The 14,500-nt window shown below is 47.7% G+C and carries 17 protein-coding genes and 1 tRNA gene; 6 read left to right on the forward strand and 12 right to left on the reverse strand.

Annotated features, from left to right (window positions below; genetic code table 11):
- The first annotated feature begins 5 nt into the window (after nt 1-5).
- Nucleotides 6-82, forward strand: a tRNA-Asp gene (locus MARGE09_RS16605).
- A 137-nt stretch (nt 83-219) separates the two neighbouring features.
- Here MARGE09_RS16605 and MARGE09_RS16610 read toward each other — a convergent pair.
- The 10 genes from MARGE09_RS16610 to ccmA form a co-directional block, all read right to left on the reverse strand.
- Nucleotides 220-1,137, reverse strand: a complete 918-nt coding sequence (locus tag MARGE09_RS16610; RefSeq protein WP_236983800.1) for a carbon-nitrogen hydrolase — start codon at nt 1,135-1,137, stop codon at nt 220-222.
- A 36-nt stretch (nt 1,138-1,173) separates the two neighbouring features.
- Nucleotides 1,174-2,181 (reverse strand): agmatine deiminase family protein, encoded by a 1,008-nt coding sequence (locus tag MARGE09_RS16615; protein ID WP_236983802.1) that lies wholly within the window; start codon nt 2,179-2,181, stop codon nt 1,174-1,176.
- 1 nt (nt 2,182) lies between these two features.
- Nucleotides 2,183-2,704, reverse strand: a complete 522-nt coding sequence (locus MARGE09_RS16620; RefSeq protein ID WP_236987456.1) for a hypothetical protein — start codon at nt 2,702-2,704, stop codon at nt 2,183-2,185.
- Nucleotides 2,679-3,200 carry a DsbE family thiol:disulfide interchange protein gene (locus MARGE09_RS16625; RefSeq protein WP_236987396.1) on the reverse strand — a complete coding sequence of 174 codons (522 nt, stop codon included), beginning with the start codon at nt 3,198-3,200 and terminating at the stop codon, nt 2,679-2,681. Before MARGE09_RS16625 ends, MARGE09_RS16620 begins: the two co-directional genes overlap by 26 nt.
- A gap of 17 nt (nt 3,201-3,217) precedes the next feature.
- Nucleotides 3,218-5,182: a heme lyase CcmF/NrfE family subunit gene (locus tag MARGE09_RS16630; protein ID WP_236983804.1), complete on the reverse strand. Its 1,965-nt coding sequence runs from the start codon at nt 5,180-5,182 to the stop codon at nt 3,218-3,220.
- Nucleotides 5,172-5,636, reverse strand: a complete 465-nt coding sequence (locus tag MARGE09_RS16635) for a cytochrome c maturation protein CcmE (RefSeq protein ID WP_236983806.1) — start codon at nt 5,634-5,636, stop codon at nt 5,172-5,174. The genes MARGE09_RS16630 and MARGE09_RS16635 overlap by 11 nt, the downstream gene beginning before the upstream one ends.
- Entirely contained in the window at nt 5,623-5,832 is a 210-nt protein-coding gene (gene ccmD, locus MARGE09_RS16640) for a heme exporter protein CcmD (RefSeq protein ID WP_236983808.1), read from the reverse strand. Before ccmD ends, MARGE09_RS16635 begins: the two co-directional genes overlap by 14 nt.
- Nucleotides 5,832-6,575 carry a heme ABC transporter permease gene (locus MARGE09_RS16645; RefSeq protein ID WP_236983810.1) on the reverse strand — a complete coding sequence of 248 codons (744 nt, stop codon included), beginning with the start codon at nt 6,573-6,575 and terminating at the stop codon, nt 5,832-5,834. Before MARGE09_RS16645 ends, ccmD begins: the two co-directional genes overlap by 1 nt.
- A 128-nt stretch (nt 6,576-6,703) precedes the next feature.
- Entirely contained in the window at nt 6,704-7,405 is a 702-nt protein-coding gene (ccmB, locus tag MARGE09_RS16650; RefSeq protein WP_236983812.1) for a heme exporter protein CcmB, read from the reverse strand.
- Complete coding sequence (gene ccmA, locus MARGE09_RS16655) at nt 7,398-8,027, reverse strand: cytochrome c biogenesis heme-transporting ATPase CcmA (RefSeq protein WP_236983814.1); 630 nt, start codon at nt 8,025-8,027, stop codon at nt 7,398-7,400. Before ccmA ends, ccmB begins: the two co-directional genes overlap by 8 nt.
- Before the next feature lie 245 nt (nt 8,028-8,272).
- Between ccmA and MARGE09_RS16660 the strand changes: the two genes are divergently transcribed.
- Nucleotides 8,273-9,835: a hypothetical protein gene (locus tag MARGE09_RS16660; RefSeq protein WP_236983821.1), complete on the forward strand. Its 1,563-nt coding sequence runs from the start codon at nt 8,273-8,275 to the stop codon at nt 9,833-9,835.
- Nucleotides 9,836-9,840: 5 nt separating this feature from the next.
- The gene (locus MARGE09_RS16665; protein ID WP_236983823.1) at nt 9,841-10,152 is read left to right on the forward strand and encodes an EscU/YscU/HrcU family type III secretion system export apparatus switch protein; all 312 of its coding nucleotides are present in this window, start codon (nt 9,841-9,843) and stop codon (nt 10,150-10,152) included.
- Nucleotides 10,153-10,296: 144 nt separating this feature from the next.
- On the opposite strand, the gene MARGE09_RS16670 is transcribed toward MARGE09_RS16665, so the two are convergent.
- Nucleotides 10,297-10,746 (reverse strand): flagellar basal body-associated FliL family protein, encoded by a 450-nt coding sequence (locus MARGE09_RS16670; protein ID WP_236983825.1) that lies wholly within the window; start codon nt 10,744-10,746, stop codon nt 10,297-10,299.
- A gap of 182 nt (nt 10,747-10,928) precedes the next feature.
- On the opposite strand from MARGE09_RS16670, the gene MARGE09_RS16675 reads away from it, so the two are divergent.
- The 3 genes from MARGE09_RS16675 (at nt 10,929) to MARGE09_RS16685 (ending at nt 13,215) form a co-directional block, all read left to right on the forward strand.
- The gene (locus MARGE09_RS16675; RefSeq protein WP_338040727.1) at nt 10,929-11,438 is read left to right on the forward strand and encodes a disulfide bond formation protein B; all 510 of its coding nucleotides are present in this window, start codon (nt 10,929-10,931) and stop codon (nt 11,436-11,438) included.
- Between the two features lie 230 nt (nt 11,439-11,668).
- Nucleotides 11,669-12,133: a sigma D regulator gene (gene rsd / locus MARGE09_RS16680; RefSeq protein ID WP_236983827.1), complete on the forward strand. Its 465-nt coding sequence runs from the start codon at nt 11,669-11,671 to the stop codon at nt 12,131-12,133.
- Between the two features lie 83 nt (nt 12,134-12,216).
- Nucleotides 12,217-13,215: a WD40 repeat domain-containing protein gene (locus tag MARGE09_RS16685; RefSeq protein WP_236983829.1), complete on the forward strand. Its 999-nt coding sequence runs from the start codon at nt 12,217-12,219 to the stop codon at nt 13,213-13,215.
- A gap of 54 nt (nt 13,216-13,269) precedes the next feature.
- On the opposite strand, the gene MARGE09_RS16690 is transcribed toward MARGE09_RS16685, so the two are convergent.
- Nucleotides 13,270-14,496: a type II secretion system F family protein gene (locus tag MARGE09_RS16690; protein WP_236983831.1), complete on the reverse strand. Its 1,227-nt coding sequence runs from the start codon at nt 14,494-14,496 to the stop codon at nt 13,270-13,272.
- Between the last annotated feature and the right edge of the window lie 4 nt (nt 14,497-14,500).

The following is a 14,500-nucleotide window of genomic DNA, read 5'->3' on the forward strand; positions in this document are numbered from 1 at the left end:
TCTGCGGACTGGTAGTTCAGTTGGTTAGAATACCGGCCTGTCACGCCGGGGGTCGCGGGTTCGAGTCCCGTCCAGTCCGCCACTTAAAACAAAGCACCCAAGACCTTCAAAAGAAAATCTTCCCCGTTAAGCTCAACATAAAAACCTTTACCCCCCCAACAAACCATGCGATCAACGACAACAATCGTCAACCGCACATTATTCCTACACCCCTACTTCCTATAGCGAATTCTCTCGCCAGCGCTTTACCAGGCCTGAGTATGCATCAACTCGACGGTCCCTAAAGTAAGGCCAGATTCTGCGCACAGCTTCGCTACGCTGCATATCAATTTCGGCCGAATAAAAACCCTGCTCTTCAACGGGCGCCTTTACTAGCAGCTCCCCTTGCGGCCCAGCGACGAAACTCGTACCCCAAAACTGAATGCCCGAAGGCCCTGCAGGGTCGGCCTCAAAGCCCGTGCGGTTTGCCACTAAAGTAGGCAAGCCATTGGCCACTGCATGCGCTCGCTGAATTGTTACCCAAGCATCCTGCTGGCGAGCCTTTTCTGCTGCATCATCTGCCGGATCCCAGCCAATTGCCGTTGGATAAATCAGCATATCGGCGCCCGCGAGGGCCATTAACCGCGCAGCCTCTGGGTACCACTGATCCCAGCACACAAGCACACCCAACTTACCAATTTGCGTCTGCACTGGCTTAAAGCCGTCAAATTCGGCATCAGCATCACCCGGCGTGAAATAAAATTTCTCGTAAAACCCCGGGTCGTCAGGGATATGCATTTTTCGAAAAATACCTGCACGCCCCAACTTACCATCAATCACCTGTGCCGTATTGTGGTAAAGCCCGGCAGCTCTTCGCTCAAACTGGGATATCACCATCACAACATCTAGCTCTGCAGCCAAGGCTTCGTAAGCGCTGTATGTCTCACCATCTAATGGTTCAGCCAAGTCGAAGCACTCAACGTCTTCTTGCTGACAAAAATACCTAGTTGCATGAAGCTCTTGAAGCACAACTAATTTACAACCATCTGCTGCAGCCCCGCGCACATGGCGCGCACAAACCTCGAAGTTTTCAGCTTTATTATCTGAAGCCACCGACAACTGTAAAACCGCAGCCTTAATTACGCCACTAGACGCCATATAAGTCACTCTCAACAACTCAATTAAAATTAAATACTAACGCACAGATGCAAGGCCAACCTGCATCGTTGCACAATGCAAACTTCCATGCTGCTCAACAAGAGCCGAGCAATTAATCGGCTGAATGCTGTATTCTGGAAAAGCTTCGCTCATCACGCTCAGGGCGTGCTCATCCTCGGGCAGGCCATACACAGGCAGATAAATGGTTGCATTACAAATTAGAAAGTTCGCATATGTCGCTGGCAACAAGCGGCCATCTACGCAGCTCTTCACCACCGGTGTCGGCAACTCAAACGGCCGCCAGCCCCAGCGGCCAGCCAAGTCCTGCACCTGCTCATGCAAAGACTCCAAAACACGCGCATCATGATGCTCATCATTGCGACCACAATAAACGATCACATTATTCGGCCCTAATCGAGCAATCGTATCCACGTGACCATCGGTATCGTCGCCCGTAAGCACTACCCCCCTGAGCCACGCAAACTCTTGAACACCTAGGATATCGCGCAGCTTTTCCTGCACGCGCTCTTTTGATGCAGTGGGATTGCGAGCAGAATCGATAACGCAATCCTCGTTGGCCAGCAGCACGCCATCATCATTGATTTCTAACCCACCGCCTTCGCATACAAACTTAAAGCCGTTCGGCCGCTGCAATAACCAATCCTCAAGCTGCAAAGCGACGGCATCGTCGGCATCAGCATTGTACTTGCCGCCCCACCCATTAAAGGTAAAGGCCACATACCCACCCGAACAACTAATCGGGCCGTAATCCCTAATCCACGTATCATCGTAGGCAACATCCGCCCTAACACGAACAGGAAAAACACAGCTCAACCGCGCCAATTTGGCATTAAAGGCATTCAAATTTAACGAAGGATGCAGCAGGACCCAAACCTCTGAAGATTGCGATATTGACTCCAACATATCCCAATAGCAGGCCGTAACATCATCATAGTTAGCATCCCAATCGCCACCCGGATAGGGCCACGCTAAGAGCACCGCGCGACAAGGAGCCCACTCAGGCAACATTTGTGAATGTGACATTCTAATGCCTTAAAAAAGGAGAATTTACATCAAGCCGTGAAAGCCTAACGCCCGCCTCTGACTCACCACTAAAGTCGCGACCAAAGTACAACCTACCCGACTCTACCGCAGCGATATTCAAAGGGGGTAAAACAAAAAAATCAGATACAGGCGATTCCGCCTTAGCATTTAAAGCAAACGCTTTTTTGCCGCCGCGCGCCTCAAAAAAGGCCCCTGTCAAGGTGTACCGATACGTCGCCTTATAGCTTGTACGTTCGGCATTGCAAGCATCATCCAAATACACTTTTGACTCAAAAGCCAGATGGGTAAAGCTCACCACAAGAAAATCCCTGCGGTAAACTTTCGACTGCCCATCTACTGAAGGGTAACAGTGGCGCTGCCACTGCCCTTGCATTCGCTGCATCGCATCAAGCCCTGGCGCAGCGCGGTAGTCTGCACGTACAAAAGATGCACAACCAACCAATAGGCACACAGCCAGCAAGCGAATGAGCACAGACTTAATCACCAAAAAAGATAGGGGCAATTTCAGAGGTCCACAACTCTTCGGTTATCACCCCTGCCAACCTGTACTGAATAATCCCCTGCGCATCTACTACAAAGGTCTCTGGCGCGCCGTAAACGCCCAAATCCAAACCTAAGCGACCCTCTTCGTCTGCAATATTTGCGATGTAGGGGTCCTTAAGAGATTTAAGCAGTGCTATTGCATCAGCACTATCATCACGGTAGTTAAGGCCCACAATAGGAATACCCATTTCAGCAAGCTTTAGCAGATACGGGTGCTCGACCTTACAGCTAGGACACCACGTCGCCCATACGTTCAACAAGTAAGGACTGCCCTGAAAATCCTTTTCGGTAAGGGCTTTTGCAGGGTCCCCCAATGACGGCAACGAGAATGATGGCACGGGCTTACCAATTAAAGCCGAAGGCAAATCATTGGGGTCCTTCTTCAGCCCTTGGTATAGCAATACCGAAAGCACAGCAAAAACCACGAACGGTATAAATAACTTCAAACGATCAATATTCATATCTAACCTTACTAGGCCGTCGCAGCAGCTGACGCTGCTTTCGGCTCGCGCGCCAAACGATAGCGCTTATCCAATATCGCAAGCGTTGCACCCAAAGCCATAAAAATAGCTCCCAGCCAAATCCAGCGAACAAACGGTTTGTAATGCACGCGAACCGACCAAGCTCTAACATCAAGCTCATCACCCAAGGCAACATACAAGTCTCGCGTGAAACCCGCATCAATAGCCGCCTCAGTCATAACGTTACCGCCAGAAAGATACTGACGTTTTTCAGGCTTCAAAACGGCCTCAAGCTTACCCTCGTGAAACACCTTAACTTCGCCCACTTGTGCTTTGTAGTTAGGCCCGCTCACATTAGCCACCTCAACAAGCTCAAATTCGTGACCGCCCACTAGAACAGGCTTTTGGTATTCCAAGCGCAAATCACGCTGATCACTGTAAATGGTATTGAGCGATGCACCCAAGATCATCCACACAAAACCAAGGTGCGCGGCAATCATGCCGTAATAGCTTAGGTTGAAATTAAAGATCGCCGACAAACGGTTTTTGCTGTGGCGTGTTTTACGTAGCACATCACTAATCGTCATTAAGGTAACCCAAGCGCCTAGAGTTACCGTTAATGCCGCCCCCCAGCTGTATTTATCACCTAGAAACGGAGATATCAACCCCAGAAAAATTGCACCGCACAATGGCGCTAGCAGCCACAACAGCAATGGCTCCATCTTGGTTTTCTTCCAGTTCATCATTATGCCAATACCCAAAAGTATTGCCACGCCAGCCATTATTGGCGTAAAAAACAAATCAAAGAATGGAGGCCCCACCGATATTTTTTCGTCCCACAGAAACTCAACAAAGACAGGGTACAAAGTACCAAACAAGACCATGCCGGTAGCCGTGACAAAGAGCACATTGTTGAACAGCAAGAACGACTCACGCGACATCCAGCTAAAACCAGGAACACTTCGAATCACCGGCACCCTTATGGCGTAGAGCAGCAAAGAACCACCGATAACCACACCCAAGAAAGCCAAAATAAAGAGCCCGCGAGTAGGGTCCGTAGCAAAAGCATGCACTGATGTCAGAACACCAGAACGCACGATAAACGTACCCAATAGACTTAACGAGAAAGCAAATATCGCCAGCAAAATAGTCCAGCTCTTAAACACACCGCGCTTTTCAGTTACGGCCAGCGAGTGGATTAATGCAGTACCGACCAGCCAAGGCATAAACGAAGCATTTTCAACGGGGTCCCAAAACCACCAGCCGCCCCAACCAAGTTCGTAATAAGCCCACCAACTACCCAACGCAATACCTATCGTTAAAAAGGCCCACGCCATGTTAGTCCAAGGTCTTGCCCAGCGCGCCCATGCGCTATCTAGGCGGCCGCCTAACAAAGCAGCAATAGCAAAAGCAAACGCAACAGACATACCCACATACCCCATGTAGAGCATGGGCGGGTGAATAATCAAACCAAAGTCTTGCAACAACGGGTTTAAATCAGAGCCTTCTTGCGGCACGCCAGGTAAATTTCGATCAAAGGGGTTAGAGGTCACAATCATAAAGAGGAAGAAGCCAACCGCGATCATGCCTAATACAGACAATACCCGCGCTAGCATATCAACCGGTAGATCTCGCGAGAAAATAGAGACTGCCAACGTCCACGTGCACAGCGTTAAAACCCAAAGCAGTAAAGAGCCTTCGTGGCCACCCCAAACGGCACTAATTTTAAAGTGGTCTGGCAGCAACGTATTGGAGTTACTGGCGACATACTTAACCGAAAAATCATCCTGCAAAAACGAATAAGCCAAGATGACAAAAGCAACGGCAGTAAACACAAACATACCAGCAGTTAAAGAGCGAGCAGAGTTCATCCATACAACGCGGCCAGTAAACGTGCCCACTAACGGCACTACCGCCAAAAACATCGCCATAACTAGCGCCATAATCAACGCGAAATTACCATACTCAGGAATCATAGCTTAGCCCCTCACACGCTTTTGAATGCTGTGATGTGTTCTGAACGGAGTCTTCAACCTCTTTAGGGGTGTATGACTCATCATGCTTAGCTAACACCTCAGAGGCCACAATTACTCCACCCTCATTAAGCTTACCTTTAACGACTGCAGCTTCACCCTCACCAAACAAGTCAGGCAATATGCCATCAAAGGTGACGCGCAAGTTTTCAACACCGTCGGTAATTAAAAACTGCGTTTCTAACTTATCAGCAGCTTTAGTGATACTGCCTGGTACGACACAACCACCCGCACGTATAGCTTTATCAAGAGGTGCCTCGCCATTAACAACCTGCGACACCGAAAAGAATAAGTTGCCCATAGAACCAACGGCATATTTGAGCAAACCGGCAATCACTGATGATGCAATCACAATAAGAAGCACCACGATTAAGCGCTGTTTTCTAACGGGGTTCATTATTAGCCACCTCTACTGCAGCTTCATTACGTGCCGCTAACGCACGTTGCTGCTGAACAAACTTAGATTTACGTAATTTAGGCCCTAAAGCCATACCAATAAAAACTGCAACTGTTAAAGCGTAAGACGCCCACACATAAGGGCCATGCCCATCCATCCATAAAAAGTCAGAAAAACTTGCAAAATAGAATTCCATTACCGCCCTCCCAACGCTGTATCTTTAACCCACTGAGTTTTGGCTTCACGGTGCAAAACCTCAACGCGCGTTTTGCTCAACACCAACCAACCATAGAATAAGTACACGGCAAAAATCATTAATATCAGCGGGTATGCCATTTCAGGTGCAATACTAGACTTTTCAGTCAGTTTTAGCGTGGCCGGTTGATGCAGGGTAAACCACCAATCGACGGACTTGTAAATAATCGGGATATTCACCATACCTACCAGCGAGAGAATTGCGCAGGTTTTATCCGCTGACTCTTGATTCTGATAAGCCTCCTGTAAAGCCATAACGCCCAAATATAAAAAGAACAACACCAGCATCGACGTTAAGCGTGCATCCCACACCCAATAAGTGCCCCACGTTGGCTTACCCCAAATAGCACCAGTAACCAATGCAAGAAAAGTCATTGCTGCGCCAACCGGCGCGGCGGCCTTCATAACCATATAAGAAAGCTTCATCCGCCAGATTAAACCTACAGCGCCACTAAAAGCCATAACGTAGTAACCCGCCATAGAAACAATAGCGACTGGCACATGGATATAAATAATACGGTAGCTATTGCCTTGCTTCGCCTCTTCAGGCGCAAAACCTAAACCCCATACGACCCCAACACCCAACAGGATCAGCGCTAACCACCCCATCGCTTGGACCCAACGCGCTGTTTTTTCATAAAACCACTTAGGGGAGCCTAAGCGGTGAAACCATTGCCATGCCACAGTATTCGACCCTTCTTGTTATGTGGAATTTTTACACTTCCGTTAAGTTTCGGTTCAGACCTAAGCCAAACACATAAAGTTCGCTTATTGGCCTAATTATGAGAACAAAGCCCAAATATTATTAAATACTAGCTATTAACACTAATGCGCAGAGCACCTGCAACCGCAAAAGGCGCCATAACAAGCGCCGCTAAACACATTGCCGTTAAAACAGCAATTTGTCCGCCAATCGCAAAACCATCAACGGCCTCGTTAACAGCGCTCGCACCAAAAATTAGCACAGGAACATACAAAGGCATTACAACCAACGACAGTATCAACCCACCTTTACGCAACCCTACAGTTAACGCCGCACCAATCGAGCCAATTAAACTTAGGCTAGCAGTACCAATAAACAAAGAAAGCATCATCGGTAAATACCCTTGAGTAGGCAAAAACAGCATTATTCCCAACAATGGCGTCAACAGCATGAGCGGGATACCCGTAACAAGCCAATGCGCGGCAATTTTAGCCAGCACCAACCAAGGTAGCGGATGCGGGCTTAGTAACATCTGCTCTAACGAGCCATCATCGTAGTCGCTGCGGAACAAACCATCCAAGGACAACAGCGTCGCCAACAAGGCAATTACCCATATCATGCCTGGCGCCAGCTGCGCTAAGACGGCTTTTTCTGGGCTAATGCCCAACGGCAAAAAAATAACTACCATTAAAAAGAAAATCAAAGGGTTGGCCAGCTCTCCCTTGTGCCTAAAAGCAACCACCAGCTCACGTTTGAAACATGCACCAATGGCTACGCGAAGACTTGGGCCACTCGATGAAACATTAGACATTGGCGCCACCGCTAAACTTTTCTAGCTCAATCGTTGTGTAGCCTTCAAAAGAAAGCGCTTGGTGCGTCGTCAATAAAATTGTGCCACCTGCTTTTGCACGCGCCTCGATCAGGCCTTCTAAACGCTCAACACCAAGTTTATCAATCGCAGTAAAGGGCTCGTCTAACACCCAAAGCGGAGACGTATCGAAATGTAGTCGCGCCAGGCCTACACGCCTGTGCTGCCCTGCAGACATTTGATGACACGGAATATCGGCATAGCCGGCCAAACCGACCTTAGCCAACACACCTTCAACGTCTAGAGTTTGCACTGCGCCTTTTATACCGGCGAACCACTGTAAATTCTCTCGAGCGGTGAGGGATTTTTTAATACCGGGCTGATGCCCCAAGTAAAGAAGCTGGCTTAAGAACTCAAATCGAGCCTTGGCCAGTGGCATATCTTGCCAAAGAATTTCGCCTTCATAGCTATCAAAAAGACCGCACAATGAACGCAGCAACGTCGTTTTACCGGCACCGTTTGGGCCTGCAACCTGAACAATTTGGCCTGCGTGAATAGAAACATCTATAGGCACAAAAAGAGGCTCGTCATCGCGAGTACAGGTGAACTTGTTTAACTGCAACAAGGCCAAAAAACCTCCAAAGTGGGATATTTTTATTATTTAAGACTATTTTTACAGCAATTAGCCGCCTGTGGCAGCTACCACCAAAAGCCATATCTAAAGGCCGCACAGTGTAGTCGCTTAAAAGACCGATGGCGAGCACTACACCGGCTAAACTTAACAACTAAACTCTATTTGTAAGCACCCGTTCCCAATCACTGCGCGGCAGTTAGTCACGCAGCATTTAAGAGCACCACTAAACAGCCGCTATGAATATTCTGCCACCCTCGATTATTGCCAACTCGAATATTGCGGCAGCGCAGCCCTCGCAAACGGCGCTGCCGAATTTACCGCTTACCAGCCCTGAAGCACTCATTAAAGCTCTTGGCATTACACAAACAAGAACCGTCCCAGCAACAGTCGTTGCTAGCGGCTTAATTGATAAGAAAATACTAGCGCAGCTCAACAGTAGTAGCATGAACTTGGGCGCTAATGGGCCGCAAACTCTGGCCGCCCGCCAAGCTAGCGCTCCGAACACACCGCCCACCCCAACAACAAGTCCAGCACCAGCTAACCCAGCCTTTTGGCTAAAGCTTGCTGTCGCAAAAGCTGGCTCGATACTAATTCTGGCACCCGCTGCCGACACTGGAATATCCTCTAAAGCTACGCCAGCTTTACCAAGCATTGGCACCAAAATACCAATTACACTATCGCCCAGCGGTCAAATAGAGCTGGCCCTACCTAACACTAAAAACCCAAGCGCCAGGCTCAGCAATACTGCACCGGCCACCCCTATAGCTGCAAACCATCATTACCCCCACACTGCCGGCAATAACACAAAACCAGCAACAACCGCTATTAGCCGTACACAACTACAAGCACCAGCAGATTTGCATACGAAATTATCGGCCATACAAAGCGCAATTGGGACGCTGAACAACAACTTACGCAACCAAGGCGGTGGAACAACGCCACCAAGCCAAACCTTTAATCATATACAGCAACTTCAACAAGCCGTAGCGCAAACCACACCCGTCATTCAGAAGCAACTACTACCCAACAAACTAGCAGAAAAACTAACCGCGCTACTGCACCCCAATCAAGTCGCAGCCAAAACACCAGAAGACTCAATTGCCGCAGTGAAACACGCCCTAGGCATTACGAACAGCCACCCACTTATTACGCAGTTACAGCAAACTGCAGGCATTACCCAGCAGCTCACCCAAGGGGCGAATACCACAGCGAATATACTTGCCACACTGTTAAAAGGGCTACCTAGCAGCACATCAAGCCACGAGCAGGTACAAGAAAGTCGCGCAGCTATTGCCCAATGGCTAAACCAAGAGCTCAACGGCCAACTGACCCGATTAGCTCGCCAGCAGGTCGCCAACGCCTCACACTTTATTGAGCGTAACGACGCCTTCCAGCATCAACAAGAAATCCCACTTAAGCTTGGCGATGAATTTACAACGGCGCAGCTAAGGATCGAAGAAAAACAAGAGCCCGAACACAAAGGCCACACAAGCAAAGCCAGCAAAGAAATAACCAAGCGCTGGGCAGTATTTCTCACCTTTGAAATCCCCCCGTCACCTCATCAGCAGTTAAGCAAAAGCGAACTAAGCGTAGAAATGGCACTTGCCCAAGAAGCGATCAGCATCGAATTTTGGTGTTCAGACCCCGCACTACAAAAGGAAGTACAAGCAAAAACGGCAGACTTAAAAGAAGACCTCACCGCATCAGGGTTAACGGTAGATTCTTTAGCTATTCATAATGGGCAAGCCCCAAACAAGCGCACTGCGGTATCGCAAACGCGTATAGACCTTAAGACATAACGATTATGGCAAGCATAAACACGCAAGAACCCACCCCACAGGAGCTATCCAAAGCTGTAGCCCTATTTTACGACGGCCAAGAGGCTCCAAAGGTTATCGCTAAAGGAGAAGACGAAACCGCCGAAGCTATTTTAGCGCTAGCACTTGAACACGACATTCCAATTTGTAACAACCCCGCACTGGCAGACCTGCTCACACTTCTGGAAATAGGCGACCACATCCCTAAAGAGCTTTACTTGGCCATTGCCCATATCATTGCGTTTGCCTACCAACTTCGGCCAAATAACAACGATGATCCTCAAATACCACGTTTGTAATGGACCTGCGACCATCATGGTAGTTGTTCTGGATTGCTAGTTGTTTTGGATTGGTAGATGCTCTGGACCTATTCGTGCGGCACCAACAAGTACGCCCAGCACCAATGCGTTTCTCTACCCACACTCACAGACATGTAGTATTTTTTACTTCTGAATAATGAGTGATGTAAATAGAACATCCTCGACGCCATCAATACCTTCTTCATCCATGACGATTTTCTGGATTTCTTTTAAGGCATCCATACGCAAAGCTTCTTTACCATCTTGCGACTCAATGGTTTCGTCCGTTTGACTGGCAAATAGGCGGACAAGATTATTGCGAATATAGGGTAAATGATGACGAACCCCACTCGCTGCAGCACTGGTTGTTAGCCGCACAGTTAAGTCCGCTTTAATGTAGCGCAAACGACCTTCACCACCATAATTAACCACAAAGGAAGGTTTTATAGGAAGATAAATAGGTTGCGCAGCAACGGCGGCCTCGCCATCTTCTTGGGCCAATGCATCTATTGGCATTATCAGTGCAGCAACGCAGCCACAACACACGACACTCTGCTTTAAAGCCAACAAAATCTGTTTAAACATAATTTTCATGACACAACCCAAAGATACTCAAGGAGGATGCTTGTAATATTCCCCGCAATTTAAATAAATGCACTTACAACAAGTGTAGCCTAAGGCTTGTGTTTACTAGGAACTTTACTTACCGTACCCCGTCTTTATTGCAACACAACTTCTACCTGCCCAAATGCACAGAGCATCTTCGGAGATACAGCATGCTTAATATGCCCTTACCTTCCCCTCGCCAAACCTTCGCAATTATTGCCGCAGGCTGCCTTGGCTTAATATTAGTCGGCCTATACATGCAGTATGTGATGGAACTTATCCCCTGCGCCCTTTGCATTACCCAGCGCATATTTATTATCGCTGTCGGGCTAATGGCATTTATTGGCTTTTTGCACGCCCCAACGGGCTACGGTCAAAAAATTTACTCTGGCCTAGGTGTTATTTTTGCCGTTGCAGGTGGCAGTTTTTCATCTCGGCAAATATATTTACAAGGCCTGCCAGCAGACCAAGTCCCCGCATGCGGCCCTGACATTAGCTACATGTTTGAAAACTTCCCACTCATGGATGCACTCTCTCTGCTTTTGCGCGGCGATGGTAATTGCGCTGAGGTTGCCTGGACATTCTTAGGCATTTCAATTCCCGGCTGGACACTTGTCGCCTTTGCCGGTTTAGTTATCTTTAACCTTTGGCAATTCATTCGCCTACCACAACAAAAGTAAGCCACTCATACATAACTGATCGATAGAGATCAAGGGGTTTTTATACGCAAAAGCCTCTTGCTCTCCTTGAAACAATCGCCTATCTTGAATCACAGACATTGGTTAAAGGCATCCAGCCGGCTTCGTAATTAAAGAAGGCCTAACCCTCAGCCAAGTAACTCGACCTGAGTCGACAAAAGCCTCCAACATTTGGGGCAAAAACAACAAACCCAGTTCAGGAAAGTGAAACTATGTTAGAAGACTGCAAATCTGCGCAAGAACGTTGGGGCGGCGTCAGTGAAATCATTGATCGCTGGCTACAGGAACGTCAAGAGTTGCTAGTTGACTACTGCGCACTCAGCAGCGCACTGACCGAACCGCAAGATTCAGAGTGCGGGACAAAACTTAGAAAACTGTGCCAAATTATGGTCGACTACGTTTCTGCAGGTCACTTCGAGGTGTATGAGCAGTTAATGCAAGAAGCCAAAGAATTTGATGACACCGAAGGGCTTCGTGCTGCCAGTGGGTTTTACAAAACTATTGACGGCACCACCGAAGATATTTTGGACTTTAACGACAAATATCAAGAAACTGACGACCTTGAAACATTGAATGCCGACTTATCTAAAGTGGGTGAGTGGCTCGCGACTCGCTTTGAAGCCGAAGACAGCATGATTGAAGTGCTTCATGTTGCGCACAAAGATCAAGTGGCATAAGACAGCCATTCTTTTAATCCCCATACGCGCTTTGGGTTAGCTGGACTACACTAAGGGAACATAACTTGTGGGCCAGTCGAATCATGAAGCGCTTTTTATCTGCTTTACCCTCTTACTCTCATTTATATGCAACCATCCTTGCGTCCAGTATTTTCCTTACTGGATGCGATCAAGCAACGCCCCTAAAAAGTTTTGATAAAATCAGCGAGCACAGCATTAGTGTAGCGACTATAAATCCAAACGGTATTATTTTAGGCACCCTTGAAAACGGCGCCTTTGCACACACCAAGGACACCCTGCAAGCCAGCTATATCTGGCGCCAACCCAACGACAGCGAGCAAAGCATTAGCGCCGTTGCGATCAGCAAAGACTCAAATACCGCAATTACGACTTCTGGTAGCACCCTAACCATCTGGAATACAACAACAGGAGCAGCAGAACATTATTTAAGCGCCCCCGCCATCATCAACGCCTTGGCGATTAACGATAGTGGGACACGGGCAGTTCTTGGCCTGAGCAATCGTACCGCGACCATTATCAACTTAAAACGCGGTGGCATTATTCAAACACTACCACATTCAAGCCCCGTTCTGGCCGTTGCAATTTACAACGAAAGCATGGTAATTACTGGCGAGGAAGCCAACAAAGCTCAGTTATGGAAAATCGGTATGGATACACCACTGTTTACCCAAGAGCACCTTGACGCCGTAACGTTAGTGCGTTTCGCCCCCGGTGCAACATTTGCCTTTAGCGCCAGCCGATACGACACCATCAAGGGGTGGAAAACTAAAACGCCTTATACCAATATTTATCAGCTAAATGGAAAAGCCATGGCGCTCAAAGCTGGCCGCCGCGCAATCGACATAGCATTTACCGACAATCAGCATTTTGTTGTTGCTTTTAGCGATAACACAATTGAATACCGGAATCTAAAAAGCCAGCAAGCATTAAAACAATGGCGCGCAGGAAAAAAGACTATTCTCGCAAAAGATAACACTCGCCCTATTGGCATTGGTAAATTTGCCAATAGTTGGCACGCGATTATGACCGACGCAAAATTATACAATTTAGGTGACCTTTAAGGCTGCCGGTTACATTCATTTTTCCGCTTTCTTCATTCGAGTCACCCACCTTACCTAGCCACTTTGTTGCACAGCGTGCATGTCCCACATAGGCAAGAATATTCCCAAGGCCAGTATGGTGACAAAAACGGCCATTACAACAATTAAAATAGGCTCAATTTTGGCACTGAGGGTTTTCAAGTCATAATCGACTTCGCGCTCATAAAAATCTGCCACTTCTTCTAACAATTGCTCAACTTGGCCGCTTTCCTCTCCGACGGCAATCATTTGTAACACCAACGGTGAAAATAAGTTAGTCGCAACATGGGTTCGAATTAAGCTATCACCACGCTCAACGCCTCGCCTAATGCTGTCAATTTTCTTTTCCAAAAAAGGATTATCAATGGCACGAGAACACAAGGTTAGCGCCTGATTCACAGGGACGCCCGCCTTTAACATCAAGGCAAAACTTCTAGAATACCGAGCCATCATTGCGCGCGAAATTGTTTCCCCTACTAGCGGTAATTTAAGTTTGCGTTCACCCCAAATAAGGGCACCCTTAGGGTGATTTAAAAACGTGTAAATTCCGCCAGCAATAGCGACAACGCCCAGCAATAGTGCCCACCAATAATGAATAAAGACATGCGACATTCCCATTAAAATTTGGGTCACTAGTGGCAAATCGGCATCGTACTTTTCGAACATAAAAGCGAACTTAGGAATAACAAAAACATTTACAACTGTAATTGCAACCACTAATGCCGCCACAACAAAGCTAGGGTAACGCACAGCGGCCTTAATACTCTTACGCGTTTCTTCATCTCTCGCTAAATAAAACGCGAGCTGCTTAAATATAGCCTCTAAATTACCACTGCTTTCACCAACATTAATCATACTAACAAATAAATGATTAAATACCTTATCGTGCTTTGCTAAGCTCGCAGAAAGCGACATACCACTTTCTAAACGGTCTGCGACATCGTTCAGCACATCTCTAAAGACTTCATGCCGAATACTGGCCGCCAAGCCACGCAGACCACGCACCAAAGGAATGCCCGATTTTGTAATAGTGTACATTTGGCGACAAAACATTATAAGTTCGACAGTCTTAACTTTATTTTCGCCAAATAACGCATTGAGCTGCCGGCCAGCTGAAGCAACAATAGTTACTTCAGTAATATTAACGGGAATAACCCCTCTCGCCTGCAACTGCGCTGCAACCGCGTCGGCAGTGGCCGCATCTAAACTACCGGAAATAGCTTGCCCCTGGGCCGTTCGACCAAAAAACTTAAACGCCGGCATGGTG

The organism is Marinagarivorans cellulosilyticus (assembly GCF_021655555.1).
In the GTDB taxonomy this organism is placed as follows: Bacteria; Pseudomonadota; Gammaproteobacteria; order Pseudomonadales; family Cellvibrionaceae; genus Marinagarivorans; species Marinagarivorans cellulosilyticus.